This window comes from Pacificimonas aurantium (assembly GCF_020092905.1).
GTDB classification, from domain to species: Bacteria; Pseudomonadota; Alphaproteobacteria; order Sphingomonadales; family Sphingomonadaceae; genus Pacificimonas; species Pacificimonas aurantium.
Genome location: NZ_JAGSGB010000002.1, coordinates 618,807 through 635,168, shown reverse-complemented (window position 1 = coordinate 635,168; position 16,362 = coordinate 618,807). Strand labels below are relative to the sequence as shown.

The following is a 16,362-nucleotide window of genomic DNA, read 5'->3' as shown; positions in this document are numbered from 1 at the left end:
AGCATTGCCGAAGGGGAGCGTCCCTCCGCGAACAAAGGGGAAATGATCAAGATGAAGAGTGCCCTGACCCGTTCTTTTGCTATTGGCCTGCTGCTTTCGGCAGCCGCCTGCGCCAAGAATGAAGAAGAACTGCCGCCGCCCCCGCCGCCGCAGCAGCCGACCGCAACTCCCACGCCGGCGCCCACGCCGACCCCGACGCCGGTCCGCGACACGGTCGTGCCGGGGTCCGAAGAGGATTTCATGCGCCAGGTCGGGTCCGACCGGGTTTTCTTCGCCTTCGATTCCTCGTCGCTCGATGCCGAGGCGCAGGATACGCTGCGCCGCCAGGCCGAATGGCTGAAGCAGTACACGAACGTCACGGTAACCATCGAGGGTCATGCCGACGAACGCGGTACGCGCGAATATAACCTCGCGCTTGGCGAACGCCGTGCGAATGCTGCTGCCACCTACCTGCAACAGCAGGGCGTGGCGCCCAGCCGCATTTCGACGATCAGCTACGGCAAGGAACGTCCGGCCGTCGAGGGATCGACCGAAGCGGCTTATGCGCAGAACCGCCGCGCGGTTACCGTGCTGTCTGGCGCTGCCGCCAGCTAAGCGAATTTCTTTTCGCGAAGATTGATGGCAAATAGGGGATCGTACGTTCGTACGATCCCCCTAAAGTTGCCCTTCGACTCCTTATGTCGAATGGCCGGCATCGGATCCCTGGTGCCCGGCGACCAGCGAGCCGACAGGGGATCTGAACCGGTTAGCTTTCGGCCGTCGCCTTGCAGTTCTTGATAAGGCCGTATTGATAGCCGAACAGCCCCTCCCCTTGGTCCTTCGCGATCTTGAAGGATGCGAAGAATATCTGTGGTGTGAGACTTACGGGAAAGGGGCCTTTCTCGGTAAATTCGTAGTATACGCCGTACAGAGCAAAAATTCGATCCTCACCATCGGGGATAACCGCGCCCTGGACTGAAGAAATTTTGATATCGTTCATATCAAGTGCTGCTGACTGGCAGATGTCGGCGGATCCGTTTACATGGTTATCGACCGCGTTGACCAACAGGTTCAGCTTGCACTCCGGTGATCCGAGGAGGTCGTTTTTCAGGGTTACTTTCAGATGGTACAGTCCGACATCAGGCATTTCAGAATCCTTTTTCTAGTGGTCTGAGAATGCTGAAACTTCGCCGCTTGTGACGCGAGGGTAACCTCGTTCACATTGGAGAGTGTTTTGGTTTTATTGTACCATATCAGTAGTAAACCGATTTGGTTTCCCCGTTCAGTTGCGAGTGGCTTCCCTGTTTTCCGCCGATGATCGAGGGCCTATCATGGCGCATGGCTTACGCGATCCGGCCCGACGACCCGCTGCGCGCAGAGGTAGCGCCGCTGGTCGAGATGCATCTGGCGGAGATGCACCGCTTCTCTCCCGCGTGCCATGTCCATGCCATGCCGGCTTCGCGGCTTGCTGAGTCCGATATCAGTTTCTTCACCATCTGGGACGGCGACCGGCTCGCCGGCTTCGGAGCTCTCAGGGAAGTCGAACCCTCTCACGGCGAGATCAAATCCATGCGCGCCGCATCGGCCTATCGCGGCAAGGGGGCGGGCCGTGCGCTTCTCGATCATCTGATCGCCGAGGCCCGCGCCCGGGGCTATTCGCGCCTAAGCCTCGAAACCGGGCGAACGGACGACTTTCGTCCGGCCATCAGCCTCTACGAACGGGCTGGCTTTTCCGAGTGCGAGCCATTTGCCGACTATGCGGCAAACGATTTCTCCATGTGCATGACGCTTCGGCTCTGAAGTCTGCGTTCCAGGCGGAAAGAAAATCAGGAAACGATTTTCCTCCATCCCGCCCAATGCCCTATACTCGCTGCCGATGACCTTCGCCGCGCCCCGATCCTGTCTCCGCGCTCTGCGGGCCCACCATGCCGCGGATTGTGCGCCGCCGTCAGCTGCCGTCGCCTCGCGCGTACGCGCGTATGTGCGTGCGCGTACGCCCGCCCGCGCGCGCCGAGGTGTGACCTACTGTGACCTATTCTCCCATTCGGGCGGGATCGCCGCACTTGCAATGCGCGGCGTTGGCCCCGACCTGCGGCGCGAAGGAGCCTGAATCGCATGTCCGTACGTCCTTGGCGCGACATAGAACGCCGCAAGTCCCGGCAGATCATGGTCGGTAGTGTTCCCGTAGGCGGGGACGCGCCCATTTCCGTCCAGACCATGACCAACACGCCGACCAGCGATGCGAAGGCGACGATCGACCAGATCCGGGCCTGCGAGGAAGTCGGCGCCGATATCGTCCGGGTTTCCTGTCCCGATGTCGACAGTACCGAGGCCTTCAGGCTGATCGCGAAGGCGGCTGCGGTACCGCTCGTGGCCGACATCCATTTTCACTACAAGCGCGCGCTCGAGGCGGCGGATGCGGGGGCGGCGTGCCTGCGCATCAATCCCGGCAATATCGGCTCGTCCGAACGTGTCGCCGAAGTCGTGCGGGCGGCAAAGGCGAATGGATGCTCGATCCGCATTGGCGTGAACGCCGGCTCGCTCGAGCGCGACCTTCTTGAAAAATATGGCGAGCCCTGTCCCGAAGCGCTGGTCGAAAGCGCGCTCGACCATATCAAGCTTCTTCAGGACCATGACTTTCACGAGTTCAAGGTGGCCGTGAAGGCGTCCGACGTCTTCCTGGCGGTGGCTGCCTATCAGCAGCTTGCCGAGACCGTGGACTGTCCGCTTCATCTCGGCATCACGGAAGCAGGCGGACTGGTCGGCGGAACGGTGAAGTCCGCGCTCGGGATCGGCAGCCTGCTCTGGTACGGCATCGGCGATACCATTCGCGTGTCGCTGTCGGCCGATCCGACCCAGGAAGTGAAGGTCGGGTTCGAAATCCTGAAGACGCTTGGCCTGCGCACGCGGGGTGTTCGCGTCGTGTCCTGTCCTTCCTGCGCCCGTCAGGGCTTCGATGTCATCAGGACCGTCGAGACCCTCGAGGCGCGGCTCGAGCACATCAAGACGCCCATGTCGCTTTCCGTTCTCGGCTGCGTCGTGAACGGCCCGGGGGAGGCGCGCGAAACCGACATCGGCCTTACGGGCGGCGGTAAGGGCAAGCATATGGTCTACCTGTCCGGCGTGACCGACCATCACGTCCAGGATGCGGACATGATCGACCATATCGTCTCTCTCGTGGAGAAACGTGCCGCCGAGATCGAGGCCGGCATGACCGATGCCGAGGTTGCCCAGGCGGCGGAATAGACGCGATCCCTCGGCTTCGCGGCCCGCGGTCTTTACGAAATCTTAAGCGGCTGCACTCGATGCTCAAAGGATGCTGAAGTCGATCTTCATCGCTATCTTAACTCTGGGTCCGCTCGCAGCCGAACTGGCCTTCTAGCGACGCGGGTCGAGGGCCGGATTTTCCAGCTCCAGCGACGGCCTGAATGCCGGCGTCAGCTCGATCGCCGCAGCCTCTTCATAAGCTGCACCGAGCGCGAGGATCTTCGCATCTTCCCACTTGGCGCCGATGAAGCTCAGCCCAACCGGCAGCCCTTTCACCAGCCCCATCGGGACAGTGAGGTGCGGATAACCGGAATGCGCGGCCAGATACCCTGCGCCGCCGCCGTGCCAGCTGTCGCCGTGGACGCTGTCGATCAGCATGGCGGGAGCGGTCGTCGGCCCGATCAAGGCGTCCAGCCGGTGTTCGGCCAGCAGCCGGTCGATCCCGTCGGGGCCGGAATAGGACGCCACCTCCGATCTGACCGCCTCATAGTCTGGTTCGTCCCGACCCTGTGTGTCTTCCGCCAGTTCGAGGATGTTCTGGCCGAACAGGCGCAGTTCCCGCTCGGACGCCTGATTGAAAGCGATCAGCTCAGCCAGCGACCTTGTCTCGGTCTGGCCCGGCGTACCGGCGAGATAGTCGTTCAGCTGCGACTTGAAGTCGAGCAGCAGCAGCCGAAAACTCGTCTCGTCATCGTCGAGGGCCGTACCGCGCTCCTCGATTTCGACGAGAACCGCCCCTTTGGACCGAAGCACCTCCAAAGCCTTGTCGAACAGGCCGCCGGTCTGGAAACCGGCCGCAAAGCGCATCACGCCGAGACGGGTGCCCTCAAGGCTGGCGGCGTTCACGGCGGCCACATAGTCCGCCCTGTAGTCGTCGGCCTTCGAAGTCGCCTCGTCGGCGGGATCGGTTCCGGCCATGGCGTTCAGCATCCTCGCCGCGTCGAGGACCGAGCGTGTCATCGGTCCGGCCGTGTCCTGAGCCGCGCTGATCGGAACGATATGTGTTCGGCTGACGAGCCCCACCGTCGGCTTGAACCCGACAATGCCGTTCATCGAGGCGGGGCAGGTGATCGAGCCGTTGGTTTCGGTGCCCACCGCCATGTCGGCCAGCCCCGCGGCAACCGCCGCGCCGCTGCCGGAGGAGGAACCGCACGGACTGCGATCGAGAGCATGAGGGTTGCGTGTTTGCCCGCCGACCGCGCTCCAGCCCGAAAGCGAATCGAAGGAGCGGAAATTGGCCCACTCGCTTAGGTTCGTCTTGCCGGCGATGACGGCCCCGGCTTCTCGCAGGCGCTCGACCAGCGGCGCGTCGCGGCCGGTCACATTACGGGAAAGGGCGAGGCTGCCTGCCGTGGTGGGCAGAAGCCCCTTCGCCTCGATATTGTCCTTCAGGAGGACGACCTCGCCGTAGAGCGGGCCCTTGCCGTCCGCCCTGTCGAGCGCACGTGCCTCGTCGATGGCGGTGGGCTCCACGGCGAGGACGGCATTCAGCTTGGGATCGTGCCGTTCGATGCGGACGAGTGCCTCTCGCAGGGCCTGCTCCGCCGGCCCGGGTTCGGACGCTTGCGCTGCCGCCGCGACCGACATTGCGGCGAGGCCCGCGAGCGCGCCGCGCCAAAACTGCCTGGTCGTAGTACGCATCGCCGCCATCCCCCTCTGCCTCGGCCGACGGTAGAGGGGGGAGGGATAGGCGGCAAGGTGGGGAGGCGCCCGGTCAGGCAGCCTCGGTCTTCGCCCGCTCGACCGATTCCATGATGATGCGCTCGGCGACCTTGCGGTCCTCCCATTTGCCGACGCGCACCCACTTCTCACTCTCCAGATCCTTGTAGTGGGTGAAGAAGTGCTCGATCTGCTGCATCACGATATGCGGCAGGTCGCTGCGCTCCCCGACATGGTTGTAATAGGGGAACATCTTGTCGTGCGGGACGCACAGGACCTTCTCGTCGCCGCCCTGTTCGTCCTCCAGCATCAGCACCGCGACCGGACGGCAGCGCACGACGCTGCCCGGGATGAAGGGGGACCGGGCGACCACCATGGCGTCCAGCGCATCGCCGTCCGGGGACAGGGTGTGCGGGATGAAGCCGTAGTTCGTCGGATAGCGCATCGGCGTATGCAGAATTCGGTCGACGAACATCGCGCCGGAGGCCTTATCGAACTCGTATTTCACGGGTTCGCCGCCCACGGGCACTTCGATGATGACGTTGACGTCGACTGGCGGCTCGCGCCCCGTAGAGATTTTCCTGATGTCCATGGCCGCGCTCATAGGACGGTGCGTTCGGCACGAAAAGTCCGCTGTTGCGATGCAGCGAATTTTCTGCATGCTATGTGACAACATCACATGAAACGAGGTTGTATGCGCCGCTCTGCCCTTCTCCTGTCCGCCGCCGTCACGCTCGCCGCTCCCGTCGCCGCTCAGAATGCCTCCCAGAGCGCCGAAGACGATTTTCACCAGACCCCGCCGACCATCGTCATCACGGGCCCGGGTGTCGGAAGCCTCGACGTTCTATCGGGAACGTCGGTCGTCGCGGGCGCCGAGCTGCAACGGGAAATGTCGGGCCAGGTGGGCGATATTCTCGCCGACCTTCCCGGGGTGAGCGCCACCAGCTTCTCCCCCGGCGCGTCCCGCCCGATCCTGCGCGGCTTTTCCGGGGAGCGCGTAAAGGTGCTGACCGACGGTCTCGGCAATCTGGATGCCTCCAATACGTCCGCCGACCATGCTGTCAGTCTTGATCCGCTGACGACCGAGCGGATCGAGGTGCTGCGCGGCCCCGCCGTGCTGCTTTACGGCAGCCAGGCCATCGGCGGCGCCGTGAACCTGATCGACAAGTGCATTCCGAGAGCCGTCCCCGACGAGGATGTCCATGTCGATGCTATCGGCAGCGTCAGTTCGGTGGACGACGGCCGCGAGATCGGTGGGTCGGTAGATATACGGCTCAGCGACATGGCGGCGCTCCACTTCGATGGGTCGTATCGGAAGACCGACGACATAGAGATTCCCGGCTTTGCCCTTTCCGAGGAACGTCGTGCCGATCTGCTGGCAGATGTCGCCGAGGAGTTAGAAGAGGGACACCTCGAAGAAGCCGAAGAGCTTCAAGAGGCGGCCAATCAGGACCGCTACCTACCCAATAGCGCGACGGAGACTCATTCATTCGGCGGCGGCCTGCTGATTGGTGACGCGAGCGATTATCTGGGCGTGTCCGTCAGCCGCTACGAAACCGATTATGGCATCCCCGGCGGGCCTGGAGGAGGTCATCATCATGGCGAGGAAGAAGACCACGACCATGAGGACGAAGATCACGAAGATGAGGATCACGAAGATGGCGACCATCACGAGGATGAAGATCACCACGACGAGGATGAGGGCCATGACCATGGCGAGGAGCCCGTCACCATCGGCCTGGAACAGACCCGCGCGGACATGCGCGCCGGCCTGTCGCTGGGCGGCATCTTCGAACGTGCGGACCTTCGCATCGGTTATTCCGACTATACACACACCGAATTCGAGGGCGAAGAGGTCGGTACGATCTTCGATGTGGAGGGCTTCGAAGGCCGGTTCGTCCTGACCCAGAAGGAAACCGCTCGCTGGAACGGCAGCGTCGGCGCGCAGGCCTATCATCGCGATTTCGAGGCCATCGGTGCCGAGGCGTTCGTGGCCCCGAACAAGACCGACCAATATGCTCTGTTCACCTTGCAGGAATTCGGCAACGCGCCATTCACGGTCGAGATCGCCGGACGTTACGAGCATACCGAGGTGGAAGCAGACGGGTTCACGGACCGCACCTTCGATGCGTTGTCGGGCGCGGTGAGCGCTGTATACCGCCCCAATCGGAATTTCCGCTTGGGCCTTACGGGATCGCGCGCCGAGCGCGCGCCGGGCGCCGAAGAGCTGTTCGCCAACGGACCCCACATCGCAACGCAGCAGTTCGAAATCGGCGATCCCGATCTGAAGACGGAAAAGGCATGGGGCGCAGAGGCGTTCGCTCGTGGTCAAGTCGGACCGGCAAGCATCGGCGTCTCAGCCTACGCCCAGTGGTTCGACGACTATATCTTCCTGATGGAAACCGGTGAAGAAGAGGACGAACTGCCCGTCTACCAGCAGATGCAGACCGACGCGAGCTATTACGGGTTCGAGGCCGAGGCCGTTATCGACCTGTACGACGGCGACCTGGTCGATCTGTCGACCGACCTGCGCGCGGACTATGTGCGCGCTGAGTTCGACGACGGATCGAATGTCCCGCGTATCCCGCCGCTTAGCCTGTTTGCGGCGCTCGATGCCGATGCGGACTATGTCGGCGGCCGCATCGAACTTGCCTATACGGCAGAGCAGGATGAGGTGACCGCGCTCGAGACGCCGACGGACGATTTCCTGTTCGTGAACGCGGCCGTGACCTGGCGCCCGCTGTTCAACCGGAACGTCACCTTCATCGCGCAGATGGACAATATCTTCGATGTCGAAGGGCGCCGGCATGCCAGCTTCACCAAAGATTATGTGCCGCTGCCCGGCCGCGATATCCGGGTCAGCGCCCGGCTGAGCTTCTAGACCTCGACCGGAGACCTTGAGCGAGGGCTGCAGGCGCGCCACATCGGCGACACATGCAGCCCATTCGCGTCGTCGACCTAGAAACAACAGGATCCCGCCCGCCCGCCCATGCCGTGTGCGAGGTCGGCTGGCAGGACCTGGTGCCGGCATCGGACGGCAGCTGGACGATCGCGGAGAGTTCGGGGGCCTTCCTGATCGATCCCGGTCGGGACATTCCGGCCGTCACGCAGGCTGTTCACCACATCACCGACGAAGATGTGCGCGGCGCCCCCCGCTGGGATGAAGCCGCGCCCTCCGTGCTCCAGCGCAGCGGCGGATTCCGCGCACTTGCGGCCCACCGGGCGTCGTTCGAACAGCAATTCTGCACCCCCCGGCTGACGCGCGGGGCGCAGTGGATCTGCACGTGGAAATGCGCATTGCGCCTCTGGCCGGACAGCCCGAGCTTCTCAAATCAGGGCCTGCGCTACTGGCACCGGCCCGAGGGGCTGGTGCGGGAAAAGGGACTGCCGGTGCACCGCGCCCTGCCTGACGCATATGTGTCCGCCCACCTGCTGCGCGATATGCTGGCGCTTGCATCGCCCGAGCAGCTGGTCGAATGGTCTGCGCTTCCCGGCCTGCTGCCACGGGTAAGGCGCGGGGATGATCGGGGTACGTCATTCGAGGAGTTGCCGAGCGACCGGCTGCGCCAGCTGGCGCGGGACCGCGACGGCGACGTGCGCTACACCGCGACCTGGCATCTGGAGCGGCGCGGCGAGGGCCGCTTGCCCCAACCCGCGGTGACGCAGCAGGATCTGTTCTAGTGTGTCACAAGCCGGTGGCGGGCCGTCCGCTGCCGGTTTAAGCGCGTAGCATGAGCGTAGCCGACGACAGCGACACGGACCAGGTTCTCGACCCCGCGCGGCAGGAGGCGCTGGAAGACGGCCAGTTGCGCGGCGAGTTCGTGCAGGAAGTCCGCGAAGCGCTGGAGGAAGGCGACGAACAGCGGGTTCAGGAGCTGGCCGAACCGCTGCATAATGCGGACATTGCCGACCTGATCGAGCAGTTCGCTCCCAGTGAGCGTCCGGATCTCGCCGCGGCCCTCGGCGACCAGCTAAGTCCCGAAGTCATTGCCGAGATGGACGACGAGGTCCGCGAGGACCTGGTCGACCTCCTCCCGCCCGAAGTCGTCGCCAGCGTCCTGAGCGAACTCGATACCGACGATGCCGTCGCCATCGTCGAGGATCTCGACGAAGAAGACCAGAAGGCGGTACTCCGCGCGCTGACGGCCGACGACCGGGCGGCGCTAGAGGAGGCTCTCGGCTATCCCGAGGAATCAGCCGGCCGCCTGATGCAGCGCGACCTGATTGCCGTCCCGCAGGACTGGGATGTCGGGCAGGTGATAGACTTCCTTCGCGCGGCCGAAACGGACGATCTGACGGAAGAGTTCTGGGAAATCTTCGTTGTCGATGCCCGCCATCATCCAGTGGGCACCCTGAAACTGTCGCATCTTCTGCGGGCCCCGCGGCCCACAAAGATTGCGGACATCATGCTGCGGGAGCAAACGCTGGTCCCGGTCGACATGGACCAGGAAGAAGTGGCGCTCCGCTTCCAGAAATATGCGCTGATCTCGGCTGCGGTGGTCGACGATGCGGAGCGCCTCGTCGGCATGATTACCGTGGACGACATCGTTCACGTCGTCCGGCAGGAGGCCGACGAGGATTTCCGCCGCTTGACCGGCGCCGAAGAGGGCGGCCTGAACGAACGCACGCGCGACATCGTGCGCCAGCGTCTCCGCTGGCTGGTCATCAATCTGGGAACAGCGGTCGCGGCTTCGATCGTGATCGGTGTTTTCTCGGATACCATCGAGCAGATCATCGCGCTCGCTATCCTGATGCCCATTGTTGCGTCTCTCGGCGGCAACGCGGCGACCCAGACCATGGCGGTGACGGTGCGTGCGCTGGCAACGGATGAACTGACCGTTTCCAACACCGGCCGGACCATTGTGAAGGAGCTTCGCGTGGCGCTGATCAACGGCGTCGCGATCGCTGCCCTGATCGGTATTGCCGCCGGCGTCTATTTTGCTCAGCCTCTGCTGGGCGTCGTGATCGCGGCGGCCATGCTCGGGAATATCGTGATTGCGGGGCTTGCCGGGCTGCTCATTCCGATTCTGCTGGACCGCGCCGATATCGATCCGGCGATCAGTTCCAGCGTCTTTGTGACGATGACGACGGACGTAATGGGCTTCCTGCTGTTTCTGGGCCTGGCCACCGCCGTCCTGTTGTGAGCGGCCCCGCGGCGCCTATCTCGGACCCATGCTCCACCTGACGAAAACCGCTGTGCAATGCGGACATGTCCAAGAGCTTGAGCAGCGCAACGAAGGGCGGCTCGGCAGCTATCTGGGCGTCCCGGCGGTACCGATCTACACGCGCTACCGCCCGACGCGCCACGCGGAACTGGTGGGTGGTTCGCTCTACTGGATCGTCGCTCACCAACTTCGCGTGCGGCAGGAAATTCTCGGCTTCGAGGAGGCGCAGACGGAGAAGGGGCAGCAGTGGCGAATCTGGCTGGGAGCCGAGATGATCCCGGTCGCCGCGCGGCGCAAGCGCGCCCATCAGGGCTGGCGCTATCTGGAAGACCGGGTGAAGCCGGCCGATATGGTGGGCGGCAGCGGCGATATCAGCGCGCTGCCACCCGCCCTCGTCAGGGAATTGGCGGAACTGTGCCTGATCTGATCAGGCGCCGCACTGTACCTCGCCCGAGCCGCTCACCTTGGTGGAGCAGCGTGCGCCGCCGCTGATGAAGACGTCGCCCGAACCGGCGATCTTCGCTGTCGCGGTATCGCTTGCGTGCGCATAGACGTCGCCGGAGCCGGCAATGCTGACGGTCAGCATCTTGCAGGCGAGGTCGCCCGCCTGGACTTCGCCCGATCCGGAAATCGAGATCGAGGCGGAATTGCACGCTCCGGCCGCCGAAATATCGCCCGAGCCCGACATCGCGATCTTCGCGCTTCCCGCGCGTACGGCGCCGACATTGATGTCGCCTGAGCCGGACATGGCGATCTTCACGTCGTCGCCGTCCATGCGGTCGACCACCAGGTCCCCCGACCCCGACAGGCTCGCCGCGTTCAGGCGTTCCGTGTTCACAAGCACCCGGACGTCGGCATCGTCACGCCCGCCGAACAGCCCGCTGAGGCCGCCGGATCGTTTGCTCGTGATGATCAGCCGGTCGCCGTCCGTCCGGATCTCCAGCCGTTCGAGAGCATCGTCCGACCCCTGCGCGCGTACCAGAGGCGAACCGCCCGTGGTCACGACGACGTCATAGGGGCCGCGCACTTCGATCTCGTCGAAGTCCGACGGGGTCCAGCTGCGCTCTGCGGCAAAAGCACTGGTCGCGAGAAGGGCGGCGGAAAAAGCTGCGGCGGAAAATGCGGTGACGGTACGGATCATAACGAGGTCTCCCTAACTGTGTTGGTATACCGATACACCCGCAGGGGAGATCAGTAAAGGAACATGGGCATACCCTCGACGGCGGACAGCTTCGCACGGAAGCGATTTTCGTCGTACAGTCGTTTTACATCGACGTGCCGCGGTCCGGTTTCGATGACTTCCAGCGGTTCGTGACAGTAGTTTCCGTCTTTCAAGGCAACAAGGCGCCCGAATTCCTTGCGCTCGACCAACTGCACTGCAAGCGCACCGAAGGCGAAGCCGACCATGCGGTCGAGGGCGTCGGGCTCGCCGGCGCGCATCAGATAGGCGAGTTGCTGCACGATGGTACGCTCGCTCGTCCGCTCTTCGATCAGCCGGGCGAGACGGAAGCCGACACCCTGATCGGCGCGGTTGGTGGCGCTGCCAGAGACGTCCGGCGCCGCCTCGCCAAGGAGGCGCGCACCCTCGGACACGACGAGCATCGCATAGCGGCCGGCATGGTCGGACTTGTCGACCGAGAGAAGTGGCATCAGCCGATCGGTGTCGACCGGGACTTCCGCGATCAGGGTCCGGTCCACCTGCGCCAGGAAGCCGGCCAGCAGAGCGGTCTCTCCGCTCTCGCGGCCGAACAGTTCGACGACGGCGATCCGCTCGTGGCTTTCCGCGGTCGTCCGCAGCGCATTGATGGCTTCGACGGAGCGCGAGATGGCAGTCGAAAACCCGATGCAGAAGTCGCTGCCGGGGACGTCATTGTCCATCGTCTTCGGAATGCCGACGACCGGGAATCCCTTCTTCGCGATATGGGTCGAGAAGCGCAGCGTTCCGTCGCCGCCCAGCGTGATCAGCGCATCGATACCCAGCGCCTGCAGGATGGACAGCACCTGATCCGTGCGGTCGCTCGGCCCGGTGCGTGGATCGAGCCGGGAGGTATGGAGGACGGTTCCGCCGATCCGGTCGAGCCCGCGAACATTGTGCCGGTTGAGGGCGACCGTATTGTCGGAGATCGAGCCGGAATCGCTCGGGTCGATGTCGAGAACGCCTGCCCAGCCTCGCCGGAAGCCGGTCACGCGCCATCCCCGGTCGTCCGCATTGAGGACAACCGAACGGATGCAGGGATTGAGGCCGGGGACGTCGCCGCCGCCCGTCAGGATTCCGATGTGCATGCGGGAAGGCATAGCCGCGGGTGGGCGCGCGTGCAAAATGAGAACCCGCTAGAAAGGTTTGGCCGTTACCGTTGGCGCCACGACGGGCGATCGAGCCGAGCTGCGGTTGAAAGGTATCAAGATGCGTAGATTGTTTCCCGTTATGCTGCTGGCCGTCCTGCCGGGGTGCGCCGCGCCGCAGCCCGTTCGGGCCGCGCCGCAGGAAACGGACGTCGCAGGGGATGCCGACCCGGCCCTGTTCGAAGTTTCTGACGAGGATACACGCATCTACTTGTTCGGGACGATCCACATCCTGACGGGGAGCGAAGGCTGGTTCGACGAGGCCGTTCGCGATGCGTTCGAAGCAAGCGACGAACTCGTCATCGAAACGCTCGAACCCACCCGGGAAGAACTCAGCCAGACCATGATGCTCGGCGTCGACCCGGCAGGAAAACCTCTCTCCCGGACGATCTCGCCCGACAGTTACGCGCTGCTGTCCGATGAACTGGTCGAAGCCGGCGTGGACCCGGCCGCCTTCGAACCGCTGGATCCATGGTTGGTTGCGATCAATCTGGCCGGGATCCAGTATCAGAAGCTTGGCATGACGCCCGATGCGGGCGCCGAGCGCCGCCTTATCGCAGCAGCCGAAGAGCGCGGCATGCCGGTCTCAGGCCTCGAAACGCTCGACTATCAGTTCCGGCTGTTCGACGACCTTCCGGAGGAGCACCAGGTCGAATTTCTGGAGCAGAGCATCGAGCAGCTGGATGATGCAGAGAGCTTTATCGGCCGGATGACCGAAGCGTGGGCTTCGGGCGATACCGCTGCCCTATCGGACGTCCTGAACGAGGAACTGGAGGATGATCCCGTCCTTTACGCCCGTCTGATCACCGACCGGAACCGCAACTGGGCCGCCTGGATCGAAGAGCGTCTAGACGAGCCCGGTACGGTCTTCGTCGCAGTTGGTGCCGGTCACCTCGGCGGGGAGGGCAGCGTCCAGTCTGAGCTGGAAAAGCGCGGCATTTCGGTCACGCGGATCGACTACTAGCGCTCAGGCGGCCAGACGGGGTCACAGCAGAACGGCCCTGTTGACCGGGTCGCCTGCTTCCACGCGAACCTTCCGCCCGACCATATTGTCCGCCATCAGCTCGTCCAGCCCCTCGGAAATCTGGGCAAGAAAGCGGGTGTCGCCCTTGCGGGCTATGATCGGCGCGACTTTCGCTCCCTTGCGGTCGAAAATCACGGTGTAGGCTTCGATCACCCCTTCGCCCGACGGTGTCTTGTCGAGCGCGGGAGAGGGCATCTCGTCGATGCGGCGCTGGTAGCTGGCGGGATCGGTTCGCTCGGAATAGCCGGGCTTCGCCGAATAGACGCCGAAACTGTGCTTGGTCAGGAACCCGCCATTGGCGAAGACGAAGGCGGTCTTGTCGGGCTGCGCGCGGCAGGCCTCGAAGATCTCCGCAATACCGTGCATCGAATAGGCGTTGCCGGCACCCCCGAAATAGGGAAGCCCGCCAGTCTGGGTCAGCCGCTTCGGATCGTCGGTGGAAAGGCCGATTTCCTTTGCCGCCAGCTCCACAGCGACCGGGAAGCATGAATATAGGTCGATGATGTCGAGCTGGTCCGGAGTGACGTTCGCTTGTTCGAGGGCATGAGCGGCGCCGACTTCGATGGCCGGGCACCGCGCATAGTCGGGGCGGTCGACCGGCAGCAGCTTTTCATGCGTATCCGCCGAACCATGGAGGTAGACGCGGCCGTCCTGCGGCACGCCAAGCTCGTCGGCCTTCCCGCTGGACATGAGAAGGACGGCGCCGGCCTGGTCGACAAACAGGTTGGAGACGAGGAATTTCGTATAGGGCCAGGATATCCACCGATTGTCACCCTGGGGCGTGACCAGTTCCTCGGCTGACCGCGCTTCGCGAACCTGGGCATAGGGATTGTCGCGCGCGACTTCGCTGAAGGGGGCCATAAGTTCGCCGATGCGGCGCATATGCTCGTCGAGCGACCAGCCCTCGGCCGCCCCGAAAGCCGTTTCGAAAGCGGGGTAGATGTTCACCGGCAGAAGGAAGCCGTGTTTCGCCTCGTGGCCGGATAGCATTGCCGGCACCGGGAAGGGATCCTCCGGCGCCGACGGAGCATCTTCGGACCAGTCGAGCTTCAGTCCGGCCTTCGCGGCACGCGCCTGGGTTCGCAGGGCTTCCCCGCCAGCGATCAGGCAGACTTCGGCTTCGCCGCGCCAGATCCGCTCTGCAAACTCGTTCACCAGCAACTGCGGCGAGTTTCCGCCGACCGGGCCGTAAATGAGGTGGGCGGGCTTCGCGCCGATCCTCTGGGCGACCGACCAGGGCAGGTTTCTCGCGCTGCCGAACGGCGAGGCGAAGGCGTCGGCGCCGGAGTCCGCGAACAGCCGGATGACGGCGAGCGTATCGATGGCGGCGGCGGCCTCTACGCCGCTGTCGGAGAGGGCGCGCCTCGCGACTTCTGCCAGCATATCCTGAGGGGAGAGTGCCTGCGCAGGGTCGTCCTCCCTGCCGACGAACTGTGCGGCTCCGACGAGTACGGGCGTGTTTGGCGCGACGGTCATTCCTGCCTCAATCTGTTGTGAAGGAGGCGATATGCCAATCCTGGCCCGCGGCGTCCTCCTCTCAATTGCGGTCAGTTCGTTCACCCAGCCTTGGGCGCCAGGTCACAAAAAAGGGGCCGCCGGGCAGGCGACCCCATATTCTGCGCCAAATCGGCTCAGCGGTTGCCGGGCACTTCCGTGTCCGGTTCCTCTGCGCCGCCGCTATTGCTGGCGATCTTCTTATACTCGAGCCGCGCGATGGTGCGGTTGTGCACTTCGTCCGGACCGTCGGCCAGGCGCATCGTGCGCATGCCGGCATATTGCCGGGCGAGGCCGTAGTCCTGGCTGACGCCGCCGCCGCCATGGGCCTGGATCGCATCGTCGATGATCTGCAGGGCCATGCGCGGCCCGGCGACCTTGATCATGGCGATCTCGCCGCGCGCTTCCTTGTTGCCGACGGTATCCATCATGGAGGCCGCCTTCAGGCAGAGCAGGCGGTTCATCTCGATATTGGTGCGCGCCTCGGCCACGCGCTGTTCCCACACGCTGTGGTCCGCGATGCGCTTGCCGAAGGCTTCGCGGCTAAGCAGCCGGGCGACCATTTTCTCAAGTGCCCGCTCGGCCCCGCCGATCGTGCGCATGCAGTGATGGATGCGGCCCGGCCCAAGGCGGCCCTGCGCGATTTCAAATCCGCGTCCCGGACCGAGGATGATGCTGTCCTTCGGCACCTTCACATTGTTGAGGATGACCTCGGCATGTCCGTGCGGCGCGTCGTCATAGCCGAAGACGTGCAGCATCCGCACGGTCTCGATACCCTCCGCGTCGAGCGGCACCAGGATCTGCGACTGCTGCAGATGGCGCGGCGCGGACGGGTCGGTCTTGCCCATCACGATCGCGACCTTGCAGCGCGGGTCGCCGACGCCCGACGACCACCATTTGCGGCCGTTGATCAGCCAGTGATCGCTCTTGTCTTCGATGCGCGTCTCGATGTTCGTCGCGTCCGACGACGCAACCTGCGGCTCGGTCATCAGGAAGGCGGAGCGAATTTCGCCGTTCGCCAGCGGCACGAGCCACTTTTCCTGCTGCTCTTTGGTACCGTACCGCGCCAGCACTTCCATATTGCCCGTGTCGGGAGCGGCGCAGTTGAAGACTTCCGATGACCAGCCGACGCGGCCCATCTGCTCGGCCAGCGGCGCATATTCCAGGTTGGTGAGCGGCGTGCCGTCGAATTCGAAATGGTGCACCGGCTCGCCGCCATGCGTCGGCGGGACGAACATGTTCCAAAGACCGGCTTCGCGCGCCTTCGGCTTCAGCTCCTCGATAACCGGTATGACTTTCCAGCGGTCGCCTTCTTCATGTTCGCGCGCGTAACGCTCTTCGTTCGGATAGATATGCTCGTCGAAGAAATCCCGCAGGCGCCCCAGCATTTCCTTGGTCTTGTCGGAATATTCGAAATCCATCCCCGTTCTC

The 16,362-nt window shown here is 64.0% G+C and carries 15 protein-coding genes; 8 read left to right on the top strand and 7 right to left on the bottom strand.

The features are described from left to right. The first annotated feature begins 51 nt into the window (after nucleotides 1-51). Complete coding sequence (gene pal, locus KCN53_RS09855; protein ID WP_088713438.1) at nucleotides 52-594, top strand: peptidoglycan-associated lipoprotein Pal; 543 nt, start codon at nucleotides 52-54, stop codon at nucleotides 592-594. 151 nt (nucleotides 595-745) lie between these two features. On the opposite strand, the gene KCN53_RS09850 is transcribed toward pal, so the two are convergent. After that, nucleotides 746-1,126, bottom strand: a complete 381-nt coding sequence (locus KCN53_RS09850; RefSeq protein ID WP_088712546.1) for a DUF1842 domain-containing protein — start codon at nucleotides 1,124-1,126, stop codon at nucleotides 746-748. A 191-nt stretch (nucleotides 1,127-1,317) separates the two neighbouring features. Here KCN53_RS09850 and KCN53_RS09845 point away from each other — a divergent pair, with 191 nt between their 5' ends. Further along, nucleotides 1,318-1,779 (top strand): GNAT family N-acetyltransferase, encoded by a 462-nt coding sequence (locus KCN53_RS09845; protein ID WP_088713439.1) that lies wholly within the window; start codon nucleotides 1,318-1,320, stop codon nucleotides 1,777-1,779. 315 nt (nucleotides 1,780-2,094) lie between these two features. Beyond that, nucleotides 2,095-3,225 carry a flavodoxin-dependent (E)-4-hydroxy-3-methylbut-2-enyl-diphosphate synthase gene (gene ispG / locus KCN53_RS09840; RefSeq protein ID WP_088712547.1) on the top strand — a complete coding sequence of 377 codons (1,131 nt, stop codon included), beginning with the start codon at nucleotides 2,095-2,097 and terminating at the stop codon, nucleotides 3,223-3,225. A 132-nt stretch (nucleotides 3,226-3,357) separates the two neighbouring features. Here ispG and KCN53_RS09835 read toward each other — a convergent pair whose 3' ends face one another. Further along, nucleotides 3,358-4,887 carry an amidase gene (locus tag KCN53_RS09835; RefSeq protein WP_088713440.1) on the bottom strand — a complete coding sequence of 510 codons (1,530 nt, stop codon included), beginning with the start codon at nucleotides 4,885-4,887 and terminating at the stop codon, nucleotides 3,358-3,360. 73 nt (nucleotides 4,888-4,960) lie between these two features. Continuing rightward, nucleotides 4,961-5,497: an inorganic diphosphatase gene (gene ppa / locus KCN53_RS09830; protein ID WP_088713441.1), complete on the bottom strand. Its 537-nt coding sequence runs from the start codon at nucleotides 5,495-5,497 to the stop codon at nucleotides 4,961-4,963. A gap of 102 nt (nucleotides 5,498-5,599) precedes the next feature. Here ppa and KCN53_RS09825 point away from each other — a divergent pair, with 102 nt between their 5' ends. Genes KCN53_RS09825 through KCN53_RS09810 form a run of 4 tightly spaced genes read left to right on the top strand, consistent with a single transcriptional unit; the run spans nucleotide 5,600 to nucleotide 10,497 of the window. Next, nucleotides 5,600-7,786 carry a TonB-dependent receptor gene (locus KCN53_RS09825; protein ID WP_088712548.1) on the top strand — a complete coding sequence of 729 codons (2,187 nt, stop codon included), beginning with the start codon at nucleotides 5,600-5,602 and terminating at the stop codon, nucleotides 7,784-7,786. Nucleotides 7,787-7,839: 53 nt separating this feature from the next. After that, nucleotides 7,840-8,586, top strand: coding sequence for a 3'-5' exonuclease (locus KCN53_RS09820; protein WP_088712549.1), 747 nt, complete (start codon nucleotides 7,840-7,842; stop codon nucleotides 8,584-8,586). A gap of 50 nt (nucleotides 8,587-8,636) precedes the next feature. Further along, complete coding sequence (mgtE, locus tag KCN53_RS09815) at nucleotides 8,637-10,049, top strand: magnesium transporter (protein WP_088712550.1); 1,413 nt, start codon at nucleotides 8,637-8,639, stop codon at nucleotides 10,047-10,049. Between the two features lie 28 nt (nucleotides 10,050-10,077). Beyond that, the gene (locus tag KCN53_RS09810) at nucleotides 10,078-10,497 is read left to right on the top strand and encodes a DUF1489 family protein (protein ID WP_088712551.1); all 420 of its coding nucleotides are present in this window, start codon (nucleotides 10,078-10,080) and stop codon (nucleotides 10,495-10,497) included. Here KCN53_RS09810 and KCN53_RS09805 read toward each other — a convergent pair whose 3' ends face one another. Continuing rightward, nucleotides 10,498-11,211: a head GIN domain-containing protein gene (locus KCN53_RS09805; protein ID WP_088712552.1), complete on the bottom strand. Its 714-nt coding sequence runs from the start codon at nucleotides 11,209-11,211 to the stop codon at nucleotides 10,498-10,500. Nucleotides 11,212-11,261: 50 nt separating this feature from the next. Further along, complete coding sequence (locus KCN53_RS09800) at nucleotides 11,262-12,353, bottom strand: 6-phosphofructokinase (protein ID WP_088712553.1); 1,092 nt, start codon at nucleotides 12,351-12,353, stop codon at nucleotides 11,262-11,264. Nucleotides 12,354-12,474: 121 nt separating this feature from the next. Between KCN53_RS09800 and KCN53_RS09795 the strand changes: the two genes are divergently transcribed. After that, nucleotides 12,475-13,377, top strand: coding sequence for a TraB/GumN family protein (locus KCN53_RS09795; RefSeq protein WP_143712231.1), 903 nt, complete (start codon nucleotides 12,475-12,477; stop codon nucleotides 13,375-13,377). 21 nt (nucleotides 13,378-13,398) lie between these two features. On the opposite strand, the gene KCN53_RS09790 is transcribed toward KCN53_RS09795, so the two are convergent. Together KCN53_RS09790 and KCN53_RS09785 are read right to left on the bottom strand one after the other, a co-directional pair. After that, nucleotides 13,399-14,913 (bottom strand): acetyl-CoA acetyltransferase, encoded by a 1,515-nt coding sequence (locus KCN53_RS09790; protein WP_088712555.1) that lies wholly within the window; start codon nucleotides 14,911-14,913, stop codon nucleotides 13,399-13,401. A gap of 155 nt (nucleotides 14,914-15,068) precedes the next feature. Beyond that, complete coding sequence (locus KCN53_RS09785) at nucleotides 15,069-16,352, bottom strand: acyl-CoA dehydrogenase family protein (RefSeq protein ID WP_088712556.1); 1,284 nt, start codon at nucleotides 16,350-16,352, stop codon at nucleotides 15,069-15,071. Between the last annotated feature and the right edge of the window lie 10 nt (nucleotides 16,353-16,362).